Source organism: Rhizobium sp. MHM7A (assembly GCF_005862215.1).
Taxonomy (GTDB): domain Bacteria; phylum Pseudomonadota; class Alphaproteobacteria; order Rhizobiales; family Rhizobiaceae; genus Rhizobium; species Rhizobium bangladeshense.
In genome coordinates, this window is sequence record NZ_VCHT01000009.1 from 258974 (window position 1) to 279848 (window position 20875).

General features: G+C 61.1%; 19 protein-coding genes and 1 pseudogene. 11 read left to right on the forward strand and 9 right to left on the reverse strand.

Annotated features, from left to right (window positions below; all coding sequences use genetic code 11):
• Positions 1 to 28: 28 nt before the first annotated feature.
• Positions 29 to 496, forward strand: coding sequence for a MarR family transcriptional regulator (locus FFR93_RS26510; RefSeq protein ID WP_138395344.1), 468 nt, complete (start codon positions 29 to 31; stop codon positions 494 to 496).
• A 3-nt stretch (positions 497 to 499) separates the two neighbouring features.
• Here FFR93_RS26510 and FFR93_RS26515 read toward each other — a convergent pair whose 3' ends face one another.
• Positions 500 to 1690, reverse strand: a complete 1191-nt coding sequence (locus FFR93_RS26515; protein WP_138395345.1) for a low temperature requirement protein A — start codon at positions 1688 to 1690, stop codon at positions 500 to 502.
• A gap of 29 nt (positions 1691 to 1719) precedes the next feature.
• On the reverse strand, positions 1720 to 2094 hold the full coding sequence (locus FFR93_RS26520) for a DUF971 domain-containing protein (RefSeq protein WP_064705192.1): 375 nt from the start codon (positions 2092 to 2094) through the stop codon (positions 1720 to 1722).
• A 191-nt stretch (positions 2095 to 2285) separates the two neighbouring features.
• On the opposite strand from FFR93_RS26520, the gene moaA reads away from it, so the two are divergent.
• Both moaA and FFR93_RS26530 read left to right on the forward strand, forming a co-directional pair.
• Positions 2286 to 3332, forward strand: a complete 1047-nt coding sequence (moaA, locus tag FFR93_RS26525; RefSeq protein WP_138395346.1) for a GTP 3',8-cyclase MoaA — start codon at positions 2286 to 2288, stop codon at positions 3330 to 3332.
• 83 nt (positions 3333 to 3415) lie between these two features.
• Positions 3416 to 3862, forward strand: a pseudogene (locus FFR93_RS26530) (ABC transporter ATP-binding protein); the annotation flags it as partial.
• 56 nt (positions 3863 to 3918) lie between these two features.
• On the opposite strand, the gene FFR93_RS26535 reads toward FFR93_RS26530, so the two are convergent.
• The 4 genes from FFR93_RS26535 to FFR93_RS26550 all read right to left on the reverse strand — a co-directional run bounded on the left by FFR93_RS26535 (position 3919) and on the right by FFR93_RS26550 (position 8188).
• Positions 3919 to 4869, reverse strand: a complete 951-nt coding sequence (locus FFR93_RS26535; RefSeq protein ID WP_138395347.1) for a sugar-binding transcriptional regulator — start codon at positions 4867 to 4869, stop codon at positions 3919 to 3921.
• A gap of 21 nt (positions 4870 to 4890) precedes the next feature.
• A complete protein-coding gene (locus FFR93_RS26540) occupies positions 4891 to 6357 on the reverse strand; it encodes an FGGY-family carbohydrate kinase (protein WP_138395348.1) in 1467 nt (488 codons plus the stop codon).
• Positions 6358 to 6422: 65 nt separating this feature from the next.
• Complete coding sequence (locus FFR93_RS26545) at positions 6423 to 7379, reverse strand: transketolase family protein (RefSeq protein WP_138395349.1); 957 nt, start codon at positions 7377 to 7379, stop codon at positions 6423 to 6425.
• Positions 7379 to 8188, reverse strand: a complete 810-nt coding sequence (locus FFR93_RS26550; RefSeq protein WP_138395350.1) for a transketolase — start codon at positions 8186 to 8188, stop codon at positions 7379 to 7381. The genes FFR93_RS26545 and FFR93_RS26550 overlap by 1 nt, the downstream gene beginning before the upstream one ends.
• 210 nt (positions 8189 to 8398) lie before the next feature.
• Between FFR93_RS26550 and FFR93_RS26555 the strand changes: the two genes are divergently transcribed.
• The 5 genes from FFR93_RS26555 (at position 8399) to FFR93_RS26575 (ending at position 13779) form a co-directional block, all read left to right on the forward strand.
• A complete protein-coding gene (locus FFR93_RS26555) occupies positions 8399 to 9379 on the forward strand; it encodes an ABC transporter permease (protein ID WP_088676130.1) in 981 nt (326 codons plus the stop codon).
• Positions 9380 to 9495: 116 nt separating this feature from the next.
• Complete coding sequence (locus tag FFR93_RS26560; RefSeq protein ID WP_138395351.1) at positions 9496 to 10425, forward strand: sugar ABC transporter substrate-binding protein; 930 nt, start codon at positions 9496 to 9498, stop codon at positions 10423 to 10425.
• 28 nt (positions 10426 to 10453) lie between these two features.
• Positions 10454 to 11932 (forward strand): sugar ABC transporter ATP-binding protein, encoded by a 1479-nt coding sequence (locus FFR93_RS26565; RefSeq protein ID WP_138395352.1) that lies wholly within the window; start codon positions 10454 to 10456, stop codon positions 11930 to 11932.
• 78 nt (positions 11933 to 12010) lie between these two features.
• Positions 12011 to 12799 carry an SDR family oxidoreductase gene (locus FFR93_RS26570; protein WP_138395353.1) on the forward strand — a complete coding sequence of 263 codons (789 nt, stop codon included), beginning with the start codon at positions 12011 to 12013 and terminating at the stop codon, positions 12797 to 12799.
• Between the two features lie 197 nt (positions 12800 to 12996).
• The gene (locus FFR93_RS26575) at positions 12997 to 13779 is read left to right on the forward strand and encodes an SDR family oxidoreductase (protein WP_138395354.1); all 783 of its coding nucleotides are present in this window, start codon (positions 12997 to 12999) and stop codon (positions 13777 to 13779) included.
• 283 nt (positions 13780 to 14062) lie between these two features.
• Here the strand turns inward: FFR93_RS26575 and FFR93_RS26580 are convergent, their stop codons facing one another.
• Positions 14063 to 14830 (reverse strand): SDR family oxidoreductase, encoded by a 768-nt coding sequence (locus FFR93_RS26580; protein WP_138395355.1) that lies wholly within the window; start codon positions 14828 to 14830, stop codon positions 14063 to 14065.
• A gap of 339 nt (positions 14831 to 15169) precedes the next feature.
• On the opposite strand from FFR93_RS26580, the gene FFR93_RS26585 reads away from it, so the two are divergent.
• Genes FFR93_RS26585 through mobB form a run of 3 tightly spaced genes read left to right on the forward strand, consistent with a single transcriptional unit; the run spans position 15170 to position 17235 of the window.
• On the forward strand, positions 15170 to 16078 hold the full coding sequence (locus FFR93_RS26585; protein ID WP_138395356.1) for a DMT family transporter: 909 nt from the start codon (positions 15170 to 15172) through the stop codon (positions 16076 to 16078).
• 9 nt (positions 16079 to 16087) lie between these two features.
• The gene (mobA, locus tag FFR93_RS26590) at positions 16088 to 16717 is read left to right on the forward strand and encodes a molybdenum cofactor guanylyltransferase MobA (RefSeq protein WP_138395357.1); all 630 of its coding nucleotides are present in this window, start codon (positions 16088 to 16090) and stop codon (positions 16715 to 16717) included.
• Positions 16714 to 17235, forward strand: coding sequence for a molybdopterin-guanine dinucleotide biosynthesis protein B (mobB, locus tag FFR93_RS26595; protein ID WP_138395358.1), 522 nt, complete (start codon positions 16714 to 16716; stop codon positions 17233 to 17235). The genes mobA and mobB overlap by 4 nt, the downstream gene beginning before the upstream one ends.
• Here the strand turns inward: mobB and FFR93_RS26600 are convergent.
• Both FFR93_RS26600 and FFR93_RS26605 read right to left on the reverse strand, forming a co-directional pair.
• Entirely contained in the window at positions 17167 to 19329 is a 2163-nt protein-coding gene (locus FFR93_RS26600; protein WP_138395359.1) for a hybrid sensor histidine kinase/response regulator, read from the reverse strand. The two genes, mobB and FFR93_RS26600, sit on opposite strands and share 69 nt — an antisense overlap.
• Positions 19304 to 20815 carry an ATPase domain-containing protein gene (locus FFR93_RS26605; RefSeq protein WP_138395360.1) on the reverse strand — a complete coding sequence of 504 codons (1512 nt, stop codon included), beginning with the start codon at positions 20813 to 20815 and terminating at the stop codon, positions 19304 to 19306. The genes FFR93_RS26600 and FFR93_RS26605 overlap by 26 nt, the downstream gene beginning before the upstream one ends.
• Positions 20816 to 20875 lie beyond the last annotated feature (60 nt).

The following is a 20875-nucleotide window of genomic DNA, read 5'->3' on the forward strand; positions in this document are numbered from 1 at the left end:
GTTCAACACTGAACAATAAAGTACAACTATGAACAAAAATCAATCCCTTCCCTGGGATCATCCGCGTTTTCGCAGCTGGATTGCGGTGGCGCGCGCCTGTCAGCTGATGCAGCAGTCTTTGACCCGCTCGCTCGCCGATCTCGAAATCAAGCCGCCTCACCTCGACATTCTGGTCAATCTCTACCGCTTCGAAGGCATTTCGCAGCAGGAGCTGGCACGCAAACTGCTTGTCGGCCGCTCCAACATGAGCATGCTGCTGCCACAGATGGAAAAACGCGACCTGATCGAGCGGCGCGGCGACGAGCGCGACAAGCGGGTGCTACGCCTCTATCTCACTCCGGAGGGTCGCAAACTGACCGAGGCGGCGATGGCAATCCAGACCGATCTCATCGAGCGCACGCTCTCCGATGAGCCGATCGAGCAATGCATGGCGACCGCCACCTCGATGGAACGCATCGTCGCCGTGCTGCTGAAAGATCTGCGCGACGACGAGTGATGATCAATGCAGCGACGGCGCCGTCGATGTGCCGCTCAGCGAGCGGTATTCCCAGGCAGCGACGATGATCAGCACCAGCGTCGCCAGAATACCCAGCAGATAGACCTCGATGAAGGGGGTCACGAAGGCCAGCAGGATCACCAGCACGAGGCCGGCAAGATGCGACAGCGGCATCTGCCCGCTGGTCGCGCCCTTGAACCAGAGATTGCCGACGAGGAACAGGCCCGAACCGCCGAGCACCGCCGCGGCGATTCCGAAGTCGCCCGTCTCATGCGGATGCGAGAACATGAATTCCACAGCCACCGCATGCACGATGATGCCGGCCAGGATCGGAATGTGCCCATAGGTGAAGGCCTGCCGCGCCAAGGCCCCCGGTGTCTCCTCATGCTCGATACGATGAACGGCTCGCCCGTGGCCGAAGCGGAAGTAGAGCCACCACATGGCGACCGTGCCGATGAAGGCGGTTACGAAGATCAGGCCGGTCAAACCAGAGATCGGCAACTCCGAAAATGTACGGCCTGAAACAAGAATTGCTTCGCCGAGGCAGATGATGACGAAGAGGGCGCAACGCTCAGCCATGTGGGCGCCGGACACATCCCAGTCGCTTGGCCTTGAGCGTCCGAGCCGCGGCACCGCAAAGCCCGCGGCCGGCCCGGCATATTCGATCGCCAATGCGATCAGCCATGCGATGAGCCGGGCCTCATGCTCCAAGAGCCCGCCGGCGATCCAGAAGACGGCGGCCGCCACCAGCCAGCTTGTGATGCGGGCGAAATTCAGCGTATTGGCACGGTCCACTCGCGTCATCGCATAGGTCGCAAACAGCGACCGCCCAACCTGCATTGCCACATAGGCGCCGGCAAAGAGCAGCCCCTTGTCGCCGAATGCCTCGGGAATGGAGGCTGACAACACCAGCCCGAGCATCATCAGCACCACCAGCATGCCGCGCACCGGCATCCTGTCCGGATCGAGCCAGTTCGTCACCCAGGCGGTGAATATCCACACCCACCAGACGGCGAAGGTCATCAGCGCCGCTTCGACCGCGCCAAGCGGCGTATAATGGGCTGCGAGCGCATGCGAAAGCTGCGAAATCGAAAAGACGAAGACCAGGTCGAAGAACAGCTCGAGAAAGGTCACTTTGCTGCCGGCGGCGCTGCCCTTGGCACGCAGCCAGCTCTTTCGGTTGGTTTTCGCCATATGCCCCTCATGGCTGTTTTATCTGAAATTCAGCGCGGCTTCTCCGCCGTGTCGCGATTCATGCCCTTTTCCCTGAGCTCGTCCTCATAGGCCGAAAACAGCTCGGGCCCTCGCTCGCCAAGCTCGCGCAGGTAGGTCCAGGTGTAGATGCCGGTATCGTGCATGTCGTCGAAACCGATACGGACCGCGTAATTGCCGGTCGGCGTCATCGAGATGATTGCGACGTTGCGTTTGCCAGGTACCGTTACCTTCTGCCCCGGCCCGTGGCCCTGCACCTCGGCCGAAGGCGAGAGCACTCGCAGCAGCTCGGCCGACAGGTCGAAGCTCTGCCCATCGCTGAAGGTCACCACAAGCCGCTGCCTGTCTTTCGAGACGCGGAGTTCGGTCGGCCAGATATCGCTCATCTCTGTCACCCTCTTTCCCTGGAGAAGTAGGCTTTCGCCATTTTGGAGGCAAGCGCAAATTGCCGTATGTGAAATCTGTTTCCCTTGACGGGGCAATCACATATGCACACATTGAAAGATATCGCTTGAAACCGGCATGACTTTCGCGACGACGACAGCCCGAAGGGCAAGGCCCTGCGGCGGAGGAACTGGTGAATACAAGAGTGGGAACGATAAGCAACGCGGCGCCGCTGGTGTCAGATGCGCATCCAATGATCGACCCTTTCGGCCGAGCAATTACCTATCTACGCGTCTCCGTCACCGACCGCTGCGATTTCCGCTGCACCTATTGCATGGCGGAGAATATGACCTTCCTGCCGAAGAAGGATCTCCTGACGCTGGAAGAGCTTGACAGGCTCTGTTCCGCCTTCATCTCGAAAGGCGTGAAGAAGATCAGGCTGACGGGCGGCGAGCCCTTGGTGCGCAAGAACATCATGTATCTCGTGCGCAGGCTCGGCGAAAAGATCGGCTCCGGCCTTGATGAGCTGACGCTGACCACCAACGGCTCGCAGCTCTCCCGCCATGCTCAGGAACTTTATGACTGCGGCGTGCGCCGCATCAACGTCTCGCTCGATACGCTCGATCCCGAGAAGTTCCGCAAGGTCACCCGCTGGGGCGATTTCGACAAGGTGATGGAAGGCATCAACGCCGCGCAGAAGGCAGGCATCAAAATCAAGCTCAATGCCGTGGCCTTGAAGGATTTCAACGGTGCCGAGATCCCCGATCTCCTGCGTTTCGCCCACGGCCGCGGCATGGACCTGACCGTCATTGAAACCATGCCGATGGGCGAGATCGAAGAAGACCGGACTGACCAGTATCTGCCGCTCTCGAAATTGCGAGCCGATCTCGAACGTCAGTTCACCCTTGTGGACATCCATTATCAGACCGGCGGCCCAGCGCGTTACGTTAGGGTCGAGGAAACAGGCGGCCGCCTCGGCTTCATCACGCCGCTGACACATAATTTCTGCGAGAGCTGCAACCGTGTGCGCCTCACCTGCACCGGCACGCTCTATATGTGTCTCGGCCAGAACGATGCCGCCGACCTGCGCGCCTCGCTGCGGGCCACCGAAGACGACGCCCTTCTCCATGCCGCCATCGACGAGGCCATCACCCGCAAACCGAAAGGCCACGACTTCATCATCGACCGCACGCACAACCGTCCGGCGGTGGCCCGGCATATGAGTGTCACCGGTGGGTGATGCCCGGTCCTGCAAAGCGGCGATCGATCCAGTGAATCGATCGCAGGGCCGCACGCCCGGAGCCTGAAGCGAAGGGCCCGGGCATCCTGCTCGCCCGTAAGCAGGGCCAGTCCTGGGCCGCCCGCGACAGCGACCTGCGCTTCATCGACGAGATCATGGGCGCCCTAGACATTAGCCCTCGCCTTCCGTGATCTCGGCGTGCTGTCCGGCCGCAACGTCAAACTCGTCTCGATCGCCCAGGCGCTCCGCGAGCTGGAAATCATGCTGATGGACGAACCAACCAGCGCGCTCGACCTCCACCGCCAGATCGAAGTCCTGGACTTCATGGCCGACAGGCCTGCACCAAGGGCATGCTCGCCATGATCGCCATTCAAGACCTCAACCAGGCGCTGCGGTTCGTCGACAAGTCCTCATCATTGCCAACGGCCGCATGCGCGTCTGCGGCGCCCCAAGGGGATGTGGTGATTGCCGAGACGTTGATGGAGATCTACAGGATCGAGGCTCGGGTGGAGAAATGCTCGCTGGAATAGCATCATGTAACCGTCGACGGGACGGCACATTGACCCGGTAAAGTCACCCCACCTCGTCAGTCGATCAAGCGCTGCGCGGTAAACTTGTCCGTAACAAGCATGTCGATGACACCCACGCGGAGCGCGCCTGCGATCGCGTCGGTCTTCTTGGCTCCGCCGGCAAGAGCAATGACCCGGTCCACCCGTTCGAGATCCTCGAGTGGAAGCCCTATGACCCGGTCATCCAAGGGCGTCTTGACCGCCTTGCCGTTCTTATCGAAGAAGCGAAGCGAGATATCGCCGACGGCTCCCGCTTCCGCAAGGTCGGAGAGTTCGCGAGACGAAAAGATATTGCCGGAGCGTGCAAGAAGTTCGGATGGTTCCACGGCTCCGATGCCGACGATTGCAAGCGTTATGCTGCCGAACAGATCCATCGTCTCGCGCACGAAGGGGTCGGCCTGCATAAGAAGCTTTGCTTCTCTGGATGTCGTGACGCCCTGCACAGGAAGCAGCTTCGGCTCGGCGCCGGTCAGGCGCGCAAGCCGTGTTGTCAGCTGCGTCGCATGCGTCTGCACCGACGGATCGCCCATGCCTCCAAGGGTCTGGACGACGTATTTCGCCTGGGCGCTCTTCTGAGGATGAATATTCTCGACCATCTTGAAAATGGTCTGGCTCCAGCTCGAAACGCCGATGATCTCACCCGGCGCAAGCGTCACCTCCAGGAGATGAGCCGCTGCCTCACCGATACGGGCCATGATGGCGCCGTCCCGATCTTCCGTGCACTCGACGACGATCGCCTCAGGCAGGCCGTATTTCTCGCGAAGCGCGCCCTCGAGCTCGCTGTAGGTGCCGACAGGAGGGATCACGCTGGTCCTTACGATATCTTCAGCCTCGGCGCGCTTGAGCATGCGTGACACCGTGGCCTGCGACAGTCGAAGGTGCTCTGCGATCTCCGCCTGTCGCCGCCCCTCTATGTGGTACATCTGGGCGACCCTTGAAATGAGGCGGAGTTCGTTGAGGCGAGTCATCGCTGATCCCGGAGTGAATTTTTATTCACCTTTAGCCTGTGTTTCGCGGGACGTCGAGCGGGCGAGCGCATCATTCCAGCTATCGAGAAGTCCCGCGCGATCCACGGTTTGCGGCTCGATGATCTCGGTGTTTCGCGGCAGCGCCGCGACAACGTGGAGATCGCTCCACATGCCGAGCGACAACCCCGCCAGATAGGCAGCGCCCAGAGCCGATGCCTCGGGTGCTTCGCATTGGATTACGGGATGTTCGATGAGGTTCGACACACACTGCATCAGGAAGCGGTTCTGGCTCGGTCCCCCATCGACATAGAGCGCGCCGAGCGCGCCGCCGCTCTGTGCCCGCATGGCGGCAATCACATCATGGACCTGGAACGCGATGGAATCGGTTACCGACCGCGCCATCTGCGCACGTGTCGTATTGAAGTTGATCTGCGAGAACAGGGCACGGGCGTCGGAATTCCAATAGGGCGCTCCCAGTCCGACGAAGGCCGGCACGAAACCGGGTCCGCCAGGCTCGGCGCTCGCCGCAAGTTCGACAAGGGCCGCCACATCTTCAAGGCCGAGAATGCCGGCCATCCAGGGAAGGCTGGCAGCGCAAACCAGAATATTGCCTTCGAAAGCGAAGGTCGGCTTTCCCCCGATGCGCCATGCGACGGTGGTCGTGATGCCGTTGCGTGGGGCTATGAATTGCGGGAGCGTCGTCATGATCGAAGAGCCGGTTCCGAAGGTCACCTTGCCGTCGCCCGGCTTGAATGCTCCATGGCCGAACAGGGCGGCGTGGCTGTCTCCGATCGCGGCCATGATCGGCGTGCCGTCCGGCACCCCTGGCAGTCCTTTCGTCCGGCCGAAATCGGCGGAGCTGTCGAGCACTTCGGGCAGGAACGCGACATCGACGCCGAAGATCTCACCGAGTTCCTCGCTCCATCTCTGTTCGCTGAGATCGAACAACTGGCTCCTGGCGGCATTCGAAGCATCGCATACATGCCGGCGCCCGCCTGTCAGGCAGTGGATGAGCCAACTGTCGACCGTTCCCAATCGCACCCGCCGTCCGGCCGGAATCCGGTCGAGCAGCCACCGGAATTTCGAACCTGGAAACATCGGATCCAGCGGAAGGCCGGTCAGCGCCTGCACACGCTCGAGGCGGCGTTCGGCAATCAGACGTTCGCAATCCCGTGCCGTTCGACGGCACTGCCAGCTGACCACCGGTCCAAGCGCCTCTCCCGTTTCGGCATCCCAGGCGGTGACGGACTCGCGCTGATTGGAAATGGCAATGGCCGCGATATTCGCGTCGGGGCTGGCCTTCAGGCACGCATCGATCGCTTCGCAGACCGAAGCGTAGAGCCGGCGCGGGTCCTGTTCGACCCAGCCTTCCCCCGGATAGGAGATGCCGACAGGGGACGAACCTCGGCCGATGATTTCGCCCGTCTCGGAAACGAGAACTGCCTTCGAATTGGTCGTGCCTTGGTCGAATGCCAGAATTGCCCGCATTCTATCCTCCCCAGATCAGCTGACGGCCGGGATGGCAACAGGCGTCCCGGCCAGTCTTGATCCCATTACTTGCGCTTGATCAGCGCCTGCGCGGCGTCGGCGATTGCGGATGGCGACATGCCGTATTCGTCGAGCAGGAACTCTGCCGAACCGGTCGGGGCATAGACGCCGGGAACGCCGAGGCGCTTCATCGGCACCGGGGCATGGTCGACCACCACTTCGGCCACCGCGGAGCCGAGCCCGCCAAAGATCGAATGTTCTTCGGCCGTGACGATCGCTCCGGTTTCCCTGGCTGCGGCGATGATGGCCTCTTCGTCGATCGGACGAACCGTTGCGAGATTGAGCACCCTGGCATCGATGCCGCGGTCTGCGAGAATCTCGGCAGCCTTCACGATGCGATGCGTCAAGGTGCCATTGGCGATCAAGGTGACTTGCGAACCCTGGCGAAGGAGATTCGCTTTGCCGAGTTCGAACGTGTGACCTTCCGGAAGAAGGTCGGGCACACCGACCCGTGACAGGCGCAGGAAGCAAGGCCCGCTGTAGGTCGCTGCCCAGGCAACCGCAGCAGCGGTTTCGATCCGGTCGCAGGGCGCGATGACCGGGAGATTGGGCAGCACCCGCGTCCAGGCGAAGTCTTCGATCGAGTGATGAGTCGGACCGAGTTCGCCATATGCCATGCCGGACGAGATCCCCACCAGCTTGACGTTGGCGTTCGAGTAGGAAATGTCGGCCTTGATCTGCTCCAGCGACCGCCCCGTCAGAAACGGAGCAGCGCCGCACACGAAGGGCAGCCGTCCGCCATTGGCAAGGCCTGCTCCGACGCCGACCATGTTCTGCTCCGCGATGCCGACATTGACGAGGCGCTCCGGAAACCTCGACTTGAAGCCGCCGAGCTTGGAGGAGCCGACAGAGTCGTTGCAGACGGCAACGATCGTTTCGTTTTCGCCGGCCAGCCGCTCGAGCGTAGAGGCGAATGCGTCGCGGCAATCGTGGAGCTTGGGTGGGTTTACTGGCGCGTTCATCACAGTGCCTCCGACAATTCTGCCAATGCGATTTCGTATTGTTCCCTACTCGGCACCTTATGATGCCACTCGACGCGATCCTGCATGAAGGAGATTCCGTGGCCCTTGTTGGTGTGGGCGACGATGCAGTGCGGCGTAGATCCCCGGTGTTCAAGAGCCGGAACGATTTCGCTCATAGCGTTGCCGTCGATCTCGGTAACCTCCCAGCCGAACGCTTCGAGCTTCGGACGAAGCGGCGCAAGATCATTGGTTTCGGCAAGCGCAGCGCCCTGCTGGAACCTGTTGTGATCGATGATCAAGGTCAAGTTGTCGAGCTTGAACTGCGCTGCCGCCATGATCGCTTCCCAGTTGGAACCCTCCTGCATCTCACCGTCGCCGGTGACGACATAGGTGTGATATCGAGCGCTGGAGAGCTTGGCGGCCTTTGCCATCCCGACTGCGACCGGAAGACCGTGGCCGAGCGGCCCGGTATTCGTTTCGACGCCAGGGACCTTGTTGCAGTTCGGATGCCCGTTCAGCCTCGAATGCGGCTGCAGGAAGGTGGAAATCTCCTCCTCCGGAATGAAGCCGCGCTTTGCGAGCGTCACATAGAGAGCGCAGGCCGTATGTCCCTTTGACAGAACGAACCTGTCGCGGTCGGGATGCTTCGGCTGATCCGGCCAGACTTTCAGCACACGAAAATAGAGCGCCGTCAGAATGTCGATGACCGACATCTCCCCTCCAATATGGCCGGCGCCCGCTTCAAAGACCGCCTGGAGATCACGCAATCGGATGTCGCGGGCGATGCGCTCAAGTTCTGTCGTATCCATGGGCTCCTCATATGCATAAATATTCACTATTCAATATTTTTGCACAACCAACCGATTAGTCAAGCCCTTTAGCGAGGCACCCGGAAGCGCACACTGCTGCAAATCTTGTTGACAGCCGGAAAGCAACTTGTTAATGAATTTTCCAGCAACAGTGAATAATTATTCTAGCTTGCACGAATATCAGATACAAGCGTAAGCATGGGAGGAGCAATGGTGGCGCTCGATATCAATGAACACAGGCTTTCCTCCGGAGCTTGGCTCGGCAAGCTCAAGGGAGCGACCGGTCCGCTCGTGGGATTGCTGGCGCTGTGCATCTTTCTGAGCTTCAGCACGGACACGTTTCTTTCGGTCCGGAACGGCCTCAATATCCTCGACCAGATCACCGTCCTCGGCATCATGGCGGTTGGAATGACCTTCGTCATCCTGATCGGCGGCATCGATCTGTCCGTCGGCTCGGCCCTCGCCCTCGCGATGATGGTCATGGGCTGGACCGCCAACGTCGCTGGTCTGCCGCTGCCAGTCGGGATCGCCTTTGCCCTGATCGCATCGGCCGTTTCGGGCCTGATCGTCGGGCTTCTGGTGACGCAGTTCAGGGTTCCGGCCTTTATCGCCACGCTTGCTATGATGTCGGCGGCGCGCGGCGTTGCGAACATGATCACGGACGGCCAGCAGATCGTCGGCTTCCCCGACTGGTTCATGATGCTGGCAATCGATCGCCATTTCGGCGTCATGACTGCCACGGTCTTCCTCATGCTCGCGGTCGTTCTTGCGGCCTGGCTCTTCCTGCACTTCCGGTCCGAAGGCCGCATGCTCTATGCGGTGGGCGGCAACCCCGAAGTCGCGCGGCTGGCCGGCATCAACGTCCCGCTGGTGACGATAGCCGTCTATGTCGTGAGCGCAGTCCTTGCCGGGCTTGCCGGCATCGTGCTCGCCGCCCGCCTGGATTCCGTCCAGCCGTCCAGCGGCCTTGGCTATGAGCTGGACACCATCGCTGCCGTCGTCATCGGCGGGACTTCGCTCTCCGGCGGCGCAGGCGGCATCGGCGGAACGCTGATCGGCGTGCTGATCATCGGTGTGCTGCGCAACGGCCTCAACCTTCTCAACGTCTCGCCCTTCCTCCAGCAGGTGATCATCGGGATCGTGATCGTGCTTGCGGTCGGCGCAGAGACCATTCGTCGGCGTCGCGCCTGACGCGCATCGTCCGCCGCGTTGGCGGGCACGGAATTCCGTCCCGGAAATTCGGGGCGGAGCAATCACCCGAGGGGGAGGACATACCCTAGGGTTCCATCAAAAACGGAGGAACTACAATGAAAATTGCGCGCACCATGCTTGCGTCCGCTGCACTGCTCGGTCTCATGCTCGGTCCCGTCCACGCGGCGGAGCTGAAGAAACTTGGATTGGCCGTCGCCAACCTTCAGGCAAACTTCTTCAACCAGATCAAGCAATCGGTCGAGGCCGAAGCCAAGAAGCGCGGCATCGAAGTCATCACGGTCGATGCAAAGGGCGACGGGCCGACGCAGGTCAACCAAATTCAGGATCTTCTGACCCAGAAGATCGACGCGCTGATCTACATTCCGGCAGGTGCCGCCGCTGCGACCGTTCCGGTCAAGCTCGCGAAGAACGCCGGCATTCCGGTGGTCAACGTCGACCGCAACGCCGAGGGCGCGCCGGGAGATACGTTCCTCGCAACGGATTCCGTCGCATCGGCCAAGGCGGTATGCGACTACATTCTGAAAGAAGCCGGCGGCAAGGGTAAGATGGTCATCATCCACGGCCAGAAGGGCACGACCCCGGAAGTCGACCGCTCCAAGGGCTGCGCTGAATCGCTCAAGGCCTATCCGGATGTGAAGGTCGTCGCCGAGCAATATTCGAACATCTGGAGCCAGGACGAAGGTTTCCAGATCATGCAGAACATGCTGCAGGCAAATCCTGATGTCTCGATCGTCTTCGCACAGGCCGATGGCCTCGCGCTTGGCGCCGCTCAGGCGATCAAGGTCGCAAACCCCTCGCAGAAGATCGTGGTCGGCGGCTTCGATGGCGACACCGCGGCTCTCGAAGCCCTCAGCAAGGGCGTCTTCAACGTAACGGCAACCCAGCAGACGCAGAAGATGGGCCGCGACGCGGTCGAAAATGCCGCCAAGCTTATCGCCGGCGAAAAGGTACCCCCGGTACAGCTCCTGGATGCCACGCTGACAACCAAGGAAAACGTCGCAGGCTTCATCGCCAACCATCCGTAATGAAGTCGAGGTCTTGAGGAGGTGTGCCGTGACTGATCCAGTTCTTTCCCTGAGGGGCATATCCAAGTGGTATGGACCGCTCCAGGTGCTGAAGAATGTCAGCCTGGACGTCCATCCCGGTGAAGTGGTTGCGCTTCTCGGGGAAAACGGAGCGGGCAAGTCGACGCTGTCGGGCATCATTGCCGGCTCACGCACACCCTCCGAGGGATCGATGACATGGCTGGGGCAGCCTTATGCCCCGGTCACCCCGCGGGAAGCGATCGACAAGGGCGTTGTGCTGATCCACCAGGAACTGCAGCTTCTGCCGCAGCTGTCGATCGCCGAAAACGTCTTCATCGGACGCTGGCCGATGAAGAACGGTGTCGTCGACCGGGCTCAGATGGTCCGCCGGGCCCAAGACCAGCTCGCGCGCTTGAACCTCCATATACCGGCAACGCGGATGGTCGCCGGCCTTTCCACCGCAAATCAACAGCTCATCGAGATCGCCAAGGCGCTGGCTCTCAACGCCAAGCTCCTGATCCTCGATGAACCGACGGCCGCCCTTGGCGGCGCCGAGACGGAAGCTCTGTTCGAACAGGTTCGCAAGCTTCGCTCGGAAGGCGTGGGCATCATCTACATTTCCCACCGCATGGAAGAGATCAAGCAGATTACCGACCGCATCGTCGTTCTTCGCGACGGCGAGCGGGTGCAGGAATTTTCGGACAGCGCGACCCCGGTGCGAACGATTGTCGAGAGCATGGTGGGACGCCCGCTTGATCGCCTGTTCCCCACCCTGCCCGTTCCGACCGAGCGCCCTGTACTCCAAGTCTCCGGCCTGAGCTCGCCTGACAATTCGTTCCGGGACGTCAGTTTCGAGGTTCGGGCCGGAGAAATTCTCGGCATCGCCGGATTGGTCGGCGCCGGCCGCACCGAACTGGTGCGGGCGATTTCGGGCGCGGATCCGATCAGTGCCGGCTCGATCAGGCTGGAAGGCGAGGAACTCAGGCTGCGTGATCCGGCCGACGCCATCGCCAAGGGCATCGTAATGGTTCCGGAAGACCGCAAGGAGCAGGGCCTCATCGTCGGCCACCGGATTAGCGAAAACATCATCTACGCCAATCTGGATAAACTCGGCGGTGGCTGGATCACGCCGCGCCTCAAGCGCTCCTTCGCGGAAAAGGCAGTTGCCAAGTTCGGCGTCAAGGGCCGCGCCGAGCAATACGCCTCCGATCTCTCCGGCGGCAACCAGCAGAAGGTCGTGATCGCGAAGTGGCTCTTGCGCGATCCCAAGGTCGTGGTCCTCGACGAACCGACGAGAGGCATCGACGTCGGCGCCCGCGCCGGCATCTATGACATCATCGTCAATCTCGCCAAACAGGGGGTGGCGGTCATCGTCGTAAGCTCGGACCTCGAGGAGGTTCTCGGAATCTCCAACCGCATTCTCGTGCTTGCCCAGGGCAAGCAGGCAGGCATCCTCGATCGTGACCAGGCAAACGACGTCTCGGTCATGGAGTTAGCGACCATCTAAAGCAATTCCAGCAAAAGTGTGCAGCGGTTTTGCGTCAGGAATTGCGTGAAAACAAAACAGACAGAGAAAGGAAGAGCGGTGTCCGACATCACTCTGAACGCCCCGAAGCTTTTCGATCTCAGCGGCCAGGTGGCCATCGTCACAGGCGCCGGAAGCGGCATTGGGCAGCGCATTGCCATCGGCCTCGCGCAATGCGGTGCCGACGTGGCGCTGCTCGACCGCCGGACCGACGACGGACTTGCCAGGACGGCTGAACATATTCGCACCGCCGGCCGCCGCTCGATCGAGATCGCCGCTGACGTCACGAGCAAAACCTCGCTTGCAGATGCGGTAGCACGCACCGAAGCGGATCTCGGCGCGCTGACGCTTGCGGTCAACGCTGCCGGCATCGCTAACGCCAACCCGGCGGAACAGATGGAGGAGGATCAATATCAAACGCTGATGGATATCAACCTCAAAGGCATATTCCTTTCCTGCCAGGCCGAGGCCCGCGCCATGTTGAAGAATGGACGCGGCTCCATCGTCAACATCGCCTCGATGTCCGGTGTGATCGTGAACCGGGGGCTGAGCCAGGCGCATTACAACGCCTCCAAGGCGGGCGTCATCCATATGTCGAAGTCCTTGGCCATGGAATGGGTCGGCCGCGGCATCCGCGTCAACACCATCTCCCCCGGATACACGGCAACGCCGATGAACACCCGGCCGGAGATGGTCCACCAGACCAAGCTCTTCGAAGAGCAGACGCCGATGCAGCGCATGGCGACAGTCGACGAGATGGTGGGGCCGGCGGTCTTCCTGCTGTCGAATGCGGCAAGTTTCGTGACTGGCGTCGACCTTCTCGTCGATGGCGGCTTCTGCTGCTGGTGAGCCGGCCGTTGGAAAATGAACGGTCTCGCTCCCTCCCTGGCTGAGACCGAGGTGCTGACGGGACTAACGGGCATGACGACGTGCAATATCGTTGTCTGCCCGCCCTTCACGCCAAGCAGCCGCTTCAGCTCCAAACAATAAGAGCAGGATCGGCCGCGCCGAGATTTGCTGTTTATGTCAGAATACGAGGAAAGACTATGAAACGCTTTGATCAAAAAACTGTCGTCATTACAGGGGGAAGCCGCGGCATCGGCGCTGCCATCGCTAGGCGCTTTGCGCGCGAGGGCGCCAATCTCGTCGTCTCCGCCAATGAGGATCTCGTCCACGGCATTGCCGAAGGGATCAGGGCGGAAGGCGGCAAGGCGATCTCTTTTATCGGCGATGTCACCGACAAGGCGAGCGTCGTCGCGCTCTACGATGCCGCCGAACAGGAGTTCGGCGCAGTCGACGTCTCGATCCAGAATGCCGGTGTCATCACCATCGCTCGCGTCGAAAATCTCACTGAAAATGAGTGGGACAAGGTCATGGCCGTCAACACCAAGGGCGTCTTCCTCTGCGCCCAGGAGGCCATTGCAAGAATACGCAAGCACAAGCGCGGTGGCCGCATCATCAACACCGCCTCCGGCCAGGCCCGCGACGGCTTCATCTTCACGCCGCATTATGCCGCCTCGAAAATGGGGGTCGTCGGCATCACCCAGAGCCTCGCCAAGGAAGTCGCGACCGAAAAAATCACCGTCAACGCCTTCTGCCCCGGCATCATCGAAACCGACATGTGGGCCTATAACGATCAGGCCTGGGGCAAGCTGCTCGGCAATTACGGTCCGGGCGAACTGATGAAGGAATGGGTTGAGGGCATCCCGATGAAACGCGCCGGCTCCGGCGAGGACGTCGCCGGCCTGGTCACTTTCCTCGCCAGCGACGACGCCGCATACATCACCGGCCAGACGATCAATGTCGATGGCGGCTTGATTATGTCCTAGGCCCCGGAAATGACGGCGCAATGGCGGTCAACCTCGTCCTTCGAGGCCCCTGCGGGGCACCTCAGGATGAGGTCGGAGACAAATCGCGGCTTGCCTCAATGGAGGGCCGAGCATCACGCGAGAGCTCCAGTCTACGTGATGTAGCGCCCTGATTACCACACTAGCCACACGGCACGCAGATCACTCCAGCCACGAGCACCACGATCCGCCCTCATCCTGAGGTGCTTAGGCCGCAGGCCGGAGCCTCGAAGGACGAGGGCGGGTGGCTCGATCTCTGACATACTTATGTGCGGCTGATCGAAACCCCGCCATCCGCCAGCATCGCCGTCCCGGTGACGAAGCTCGACAGATCGGACGCCAGAAAGAGCGCGGCATTGGCGATCTCTTCCGGCTGCGCCATGCGTTTCAGCGCATGCAGCCCATTTACGAAGGCAAGCACTTCCGCCGTCGCATCAGGCGCATTGGTGATGCTGGCAGGCGTATCGGTTCCGCCGGGCAGCAGCGCATTGACGCGAATGTTGCGGGAGGCGAGTTCGGCGGCGAGCACCTGTACGAGACCTATCAAGCCGGCCTTGCTGGCGGCATAAGCGCCCATGCCCGGCATGCCGGCGGTATGGCCGACGAAGGTGGAAGTGAAGATCAGCGACCCTCCGCCTTCTCCCATCGCTTGCGATTGGTGCTTCGCTCCAAGGAAGGCGGCCGTCAGATTGGTCTCGATCGTCTCGCGCCAGCCCTCGAGCGACAATCCGGCAACAGAGACCATCTGGCCAACGACGCCGGCATTGTTGAAGGCTATATCGAGCCTGCCGAAACGCGAGACCACTGTTTCGACGAGACTCGCCTGCAGCGCCTCGTCCCTGACATCGCCGGCTACGGCGACAGCGCTTCCGCCCTCCGCCTCGATATTGGCGACGACGGCATCTAGCGCATCCTGCCGACGGCCGTTGATCACCAGCTTCGCACCTTCCCGTGCAAAGACCTTAGCGGCTGCGCGGCCGATGCCGGAGCTTGCGCCGGTGATGATCGCGACCTTATCGTTCAGAAGTGTCATGTTTGTTTCTCCTCAGTTGTTGAGGCATCCCAAGTCTCAGACATAAGGCGCTACAGCCACCCGTTTCCCGCGCGCAAAGGCAAAAGTCGCTGATGGCGAATGGTCTTCGTCGGTGATCAGCTTCGCGGCAGAGTTCGGGTGCAAGTCCTAATGACCGTATCGGAAATGCCGAATTCGCGAGGTAAAATCGTCACTTGTCGTGGTTTTCCACATAGGTGCTGCCGTAACGTCAGCCTCTTGCGCACCGCATCAGCGATTTATCCCGAGTGTGACATTCATCCGATTCCCTTCATGCATCTTCCCGACTAAGAAGGAGCGCACAGGTAAGGGAATCTCTTCATGCCGCGGTCACGTAATACTGAGGGCGCCATCTATATGAGCTTGGCGATGGCCGGCTTTTCCGCAAGCGACGCTCTGTCCAAATCGGTGATCGCCTATATGAATGCCGGCGAGATCATGTTCCTGCGCGGCCTGTTTACCAGCCTGCTCGTCTATCTGATCGCGTGGAAAATGGGCGCGCTGCGCTCCTGGCGCATCGTGCTGCAGCCGATGATCATCCTCCGGATCATCTGCGAAATGCTCTCGGCCGTTACCTATATCACCGCGCTCGGCATGATGCCGATCGCCAATGCCTCGGCGATCCTGCAGTCGCTGCCGCTGGTCGTCACTTTTGGCGCGGCACTCTTCTTCAACGAGCCGGTCGGCTGGCGGCGTTGGTCAGCGATCCTCGTCGGCCTCGTCGGGGTGATGGTCATCATCCGACCCGGTCCAGAGGGCTTTACCGCCGCTGCCCTTCTTTGCGTCAGCGCAGTGCTGACGACGGCCGGACGCGATCTCGCCACCCGAACCATCAACCCGGACATCCCCTCGCTGATGATAACAGTCATCACAGCCGTATCCGCCTCCTTCTTCGGCGCCCTGCTCATTCCGGTGCTCGGTGGCTGGCAGCCGGTCAGCGCCAGCGCGCTTGGACATCTCCTGCTCGCCTCGGTCCTGGTGCTCGTCGGATACCAGTCGGTCATCCTTGCCATGCGCACCGGCGAAATCTCCTTCGTTGCACCCTTCCGCTATACCAGCCTGATCTTCTCCTCGCTGCTCGGACTCGTCTTTTTCGCCGAAGTGCCCGACAGGTGGACGCTCGTGGGCGCTGCGATCGTCATCGCTTCCGGCCTCTATACGTTCTATCGTGAGGCCAAACGCCGCGTATCGCCGATCGCGCAGGAATCGGCGCCGCGCTCGCCGGTTTGAGGCAGGATGATGACTGGTTTTTCGCTCGACAGGTCAGATATAGCGGGCGTCGTGCTCGCCGGCGGCCGCTCGCAACGCATGGGCCGCGACAAGGCGGAGGTGACGCTTGGAACAGAGAGCTTGCTCCACCATGTGCTGGTCCGTCTCTCGCAGCAGGTCATCTCCGTTGCCGTCAACGCCGATGCCGCCACCGAGCACGTGCCGGTCATCCCCGACCGTTTTCCCGGCAAGGCCGGGCCGATGGCCGGCATCCATGCGGCAATGATCTATGCGGCCGGCCTTCCCTCGGTTACCCACGTCGTTACCGTTTCGGTGGATTGCCCGTTCTTCCCCACCGATCTCGTCGCCCGCCTGTCAGCAGCGCTCGAGCATCCTTTGCAGATCGCCATTGCCGCCTCCGAGGGCCGCAGCCATCCGGTCTTCGGGCTCTGGCCGGTGACGCTTGCCGCTGATCTGGAAACCTGGTTGGCCATCGACGAAAAACGCCGCGTGCGCGACTTCCTGTTGCGGCATGACGTTACGCAAGTGGCCTTTCCCCTGCATCCGACCCGCGCCAGCCTGCTCGACCCTTTCTTCAACATCAATACGCCGGATGATCTCATCGAGGCGGAACGCTGGCTGGAGGCCCTTCGCGCATGACAGCACCAAAAATCTTCGGCATCGCCGGCTGGAAGAATTCGGGCAAGACCGGGCTTGCCGTCCGGCTGGTAACGGAGTTCACCCGCCGAGGCTACCGGATCTCGACGATCAAGCACGCTCATCATGATTTCGACATCGACAAGGTGGGAGCCGATAGCTACCGCCACCGCCAGGCCGGCGCCCACGAGGTCACCATCGTGTCCGGCACGCGCTACGCCATCATGCACGAATTACGCGGCGCCCCCGAACCCGAATTCGAGGAGATCCTCGCCCGCCTTGCCCCCTGTGATCTCGTCCTGATCGAGGGCTACAAGCGCGAGCCTATTCCGAAGATCGAGGCTCGTCGCCTTGAAGCCGCCAATCGTCAGCCGCTGGCACCGACCGATCCTCATATCTGCGCCATCGCCGCCGATCATGCCGTGGCGGATACGGCCCTGCCGGTCTTCGATCTAGATGACACGGACGCCATCGCCGATTTCATCGCGACGGTCGTCGGCCTTGGCCAAGCGAGGCACTGAAGCGGTTGCGATGCGGCTGGATCCCAAGATCGGAGTGGTTTCGCCTGCAATTGCCTTGGTGATTTCCTTGGCAAGCTGCGCTTGATTATAGGGCTTTCCCAATCGCGGAAGATCGATATCTGTGCCGGCGGGAAGCTCGGCATAACCAGTTGCCAGGACGATCGGGAGAGTCGGAAGCATGTTCCGCGCGGACTGAGCAAGCTGTGCGCCGGTCATGCCCGGCATCGAATAATCGGTAATCATCAGGTCGAAGTGTTGACCGCTCCTGATCAAAGCGAGCGCCTCCGAACCGGAATTTGCCTCGACGACCTCATGGCCGAGATCTTCGAGCATATCGGCGGAACTCATGGCAATCAGCGTATCGTCATCCACCAGAAGTATCTTCAGCCCGGGCGAGGCCTCTGGGGCTGGCAATTCTTCGGCCGGACGCTCAGGGGGCCGTTCTGTCGCCGGAAGCCACAGCTCTGCGGTCGTTCCTATGCCGAGCTCGCTTGTCAGGACAAGAGCGCCGTTGAGCTGAACGGCAAGCCCGTGGATCATCGACAGGCCCAGACCAGTGCCCTTTCCGACCTCCTTGGTCGAAAAAAACGGATCGACCGCCTTTTTCAGCGTCTCCGCATCCATGCCGGTGCCGCTGTCGGCCACCGCCAACACGAGATAGCTTCCCTCCCCGAGACCGCCATCATTGCCGATAACCTGTTCCTCACGGAGCGATATCGCCAGCCTTCCACCCTCCGGCATCGCATCGCGCGCGTTGACGGCAAGGTTGAGCAGCGCCAGTTCGAGCTGGTTCGCATCAACCAGCGCCGGCGGCAACGCCGCCGGCAGAATGGTTTCGATGTTGATCGAGGACCCGACCGAACGCTGCAGCAGATCGTGCATTCCGGTCACCAGCTCGGCCAGATCGACGGGCCTGACCTGCAGGTCCTGCTGTCTGGCAAAGGCCAGCAGCCGCTGAGTGAGCGCAGCACCCCGACGCGCGCCCTGCAGTGCGCCATCGACCAGACGCATCGCCTTGGCATCTCCGGCGACATGTTTGCCCAGCAGCTCCAGGTTCCCAAGAACGACCATCAGCAGATTATTGAAATCATGTGCGACACCACCCGTGAGCTGGCCGATCGCTTCCATTTTTTGTGATTGGCGAAGCTGCTCCTCGGCTCGCTCACGCTGGGCCACCTCCTCGAGCAGGGTCTGATGCGCGGTGTTGACCTCCCTGGTCCGTTCCTTGACGCGCTCTTCGAGGGTTTCGTTCAGCCGTCTCAGATCATCCTCGGCGGTCTTCCGGGTGGTGGTATCGGAGCAGACGCCGACAAGTTTCCTGGCGGAACCATATCTGTCGGTATAGAGCTGCGCATGGACCTCGGTCCAATGTAGCGATCCATCCGGCCATATCGTTCTGTGCTCGATGGAGTAGTCACGTCCAGTGTCGATGGTCTGGCGCAGGCGCGCCTCCACAACGGGCCGGTCCTCGGGGTGGATGCTTTCAATCAAATCGTCGTAGGTGACATCGTCGTCGGCACCTCGGCCGAAAATCTCCTTGCAGGTCGGCGAGACCGACAAGGCCTTCGAAGATAGTTCCAGCTCCCATGCCCCGAGCCGACCGGCAACGAGCGCGGTCTGCAGCCGACGCTCTCCTTCACTAAGAGCCTCGAGCTGGGCACGCGCCTCATACTGGCGATGCCGTCCCTTCAAAGCTGTTCGGATAATACTAATGAAGGAGGTCGGATGAAACGGCCTTTCCAGGAAGGTGACGTTGCCAAGCACTTCGGAAAGTCTGGCTGCGCTTGGATTTCGCTCTGGCCCCCCGCCTCGCATGGTGAGGACGATGAAAGGCAGGTCCGACCAGCTCGGCTGGGCCGAAACCCAGGACGCGATCGCCTTCAGATCACTCGACCGAACCGCTTCTTCCGTCAGAACGCCAAGCGCTATGTCATCACTGAGTGACGAGGCAAACGCGGAAAGGTCGGCGGCGGCAATCGATTCCAATCCGGCCTCATCAATCAATGAAACCGCCACCGAGGCATCGCGGCCAGCGGGGGTGTAGATCAGTGCTCTCGGTTTGCCGGAATTAGGAATTGCCGCTATCCCCACCATCGGTCGACAAGAGCGACTTTGCGGTATCTATGAATTCGGGGACGCCGCGGAGCACGCCCTGGAACCCCACGAGAGGTCCTCCGAGCGTTAGCCCGTTAGCGCCGATGCGATATTCCCGAATGGTATCCTCGTGGAAGCCGGTCCTCTTCTTGATCACGGAAACGGCCCGCCGCACCTTCCCGGCAGCCTCGAAGTAACGCAGCAGAATGACGGTATCGGCGAGATAGGTGACGTCAACGGGTGCCTTCATGTCCCCGACCAGCCCGTGTTGGGCGACGGTGAGAAAGGTGTTGGCGCCTTGCCTGTTCAGATATTGCAGCAGCTCATGCATGTGAAGGACCAGCGAATTCTCATCCGGCATCGACGCTTGATATCCGTTGATACTGTCGATGATAACGGTTTTTGCGCCCAATTTGTCGACGCAGTCTCGCACGCGATGGGCAAACTCCCCTGGCGAAAGCTCGGCGGCATCGAGCTGTTCGATGTGGACCTGACCGGCGTCCCTCATCGCCTCAAGGTCCATTCCGAGAACCTTCAGACGCGCAAGGAGCAGGCCGAGCTCCTCATCGAAAATGAAGGCCGCCGCCTTTTCGCCCCGCCGGATCGCCGCAACCAGGAACTGAAACGAAAAGGTGCTTTTGCCCGTGCCCGCTGGACCGAGGATGAGTGTGCTGGAACCCCGCTCGATGCCGCCGCCAAGAAGAAGATCCAGCTTCGGAATGTCACAGGAGATCTGATCGCGGAGGTAACTCGACCTGTGTTCGGCGGCGACGAGCCGAGGAAATACAACCACGCCGCCAGTCTGGATGATGAAATCGTGAAAGCCACCGCGGAACGCCTGCCCGCGATATTTCATGATCCTCAGACGTCGGCGTTCGGAGCCGTAATTCGGCGCCAGTTCCTCAAGATGGATCACGCCGTGGACAACGCTGTGCACCGTCTTGTCCAGTACGTCGGACGTCAGATCGTCCAACAAAAGAACCGTCGCTCCCTGCCGCGCAAAATAATGCTTCAGCGCAAGGATCTGCCGGCGATAGCGGAGTGAGCTTTGCGCCAGCAGCCTGATCTCGGAAAGGCTGTCAAGCACCACGCGACGTGGCTTGACCCGCTCGAACGCGGCGAAAATCTCCCTCGTCGTCTCTCCGAGTTCAAGATCCGAAGAATATAGCAGACTCTGCTGCTGGTCTGCATCGAGCAGGCTTTCGGGAGGCACGACCTCGAAGATCTCGATATTGCCGTCGATCACCATGCCGTGCGACGCGGCGCCGGCCCGCAATTCGCTCTCGGTTTCCGAAAGCGTGATGTAGAGCCCCAGCTCGCCAAGCCGCGCACCTTCGATCAAAAACTGCAGGGCGATTGTGGTTTTGCCCGCTCCCGGATTCCCCTCCAGTAGGAACACGTGCCCTGTGGAGAGGCCCCCTGCCAGAATTGTATCCAAACCGGACACACCGGTCCGGGCTTTCGTGGCAGGCGCGGCACTGTTCATTCATCGTTTCCTTCAGCTTCAACGGTGAATTAGTGGCGCGTTAAGGAATGTCAAATTGCC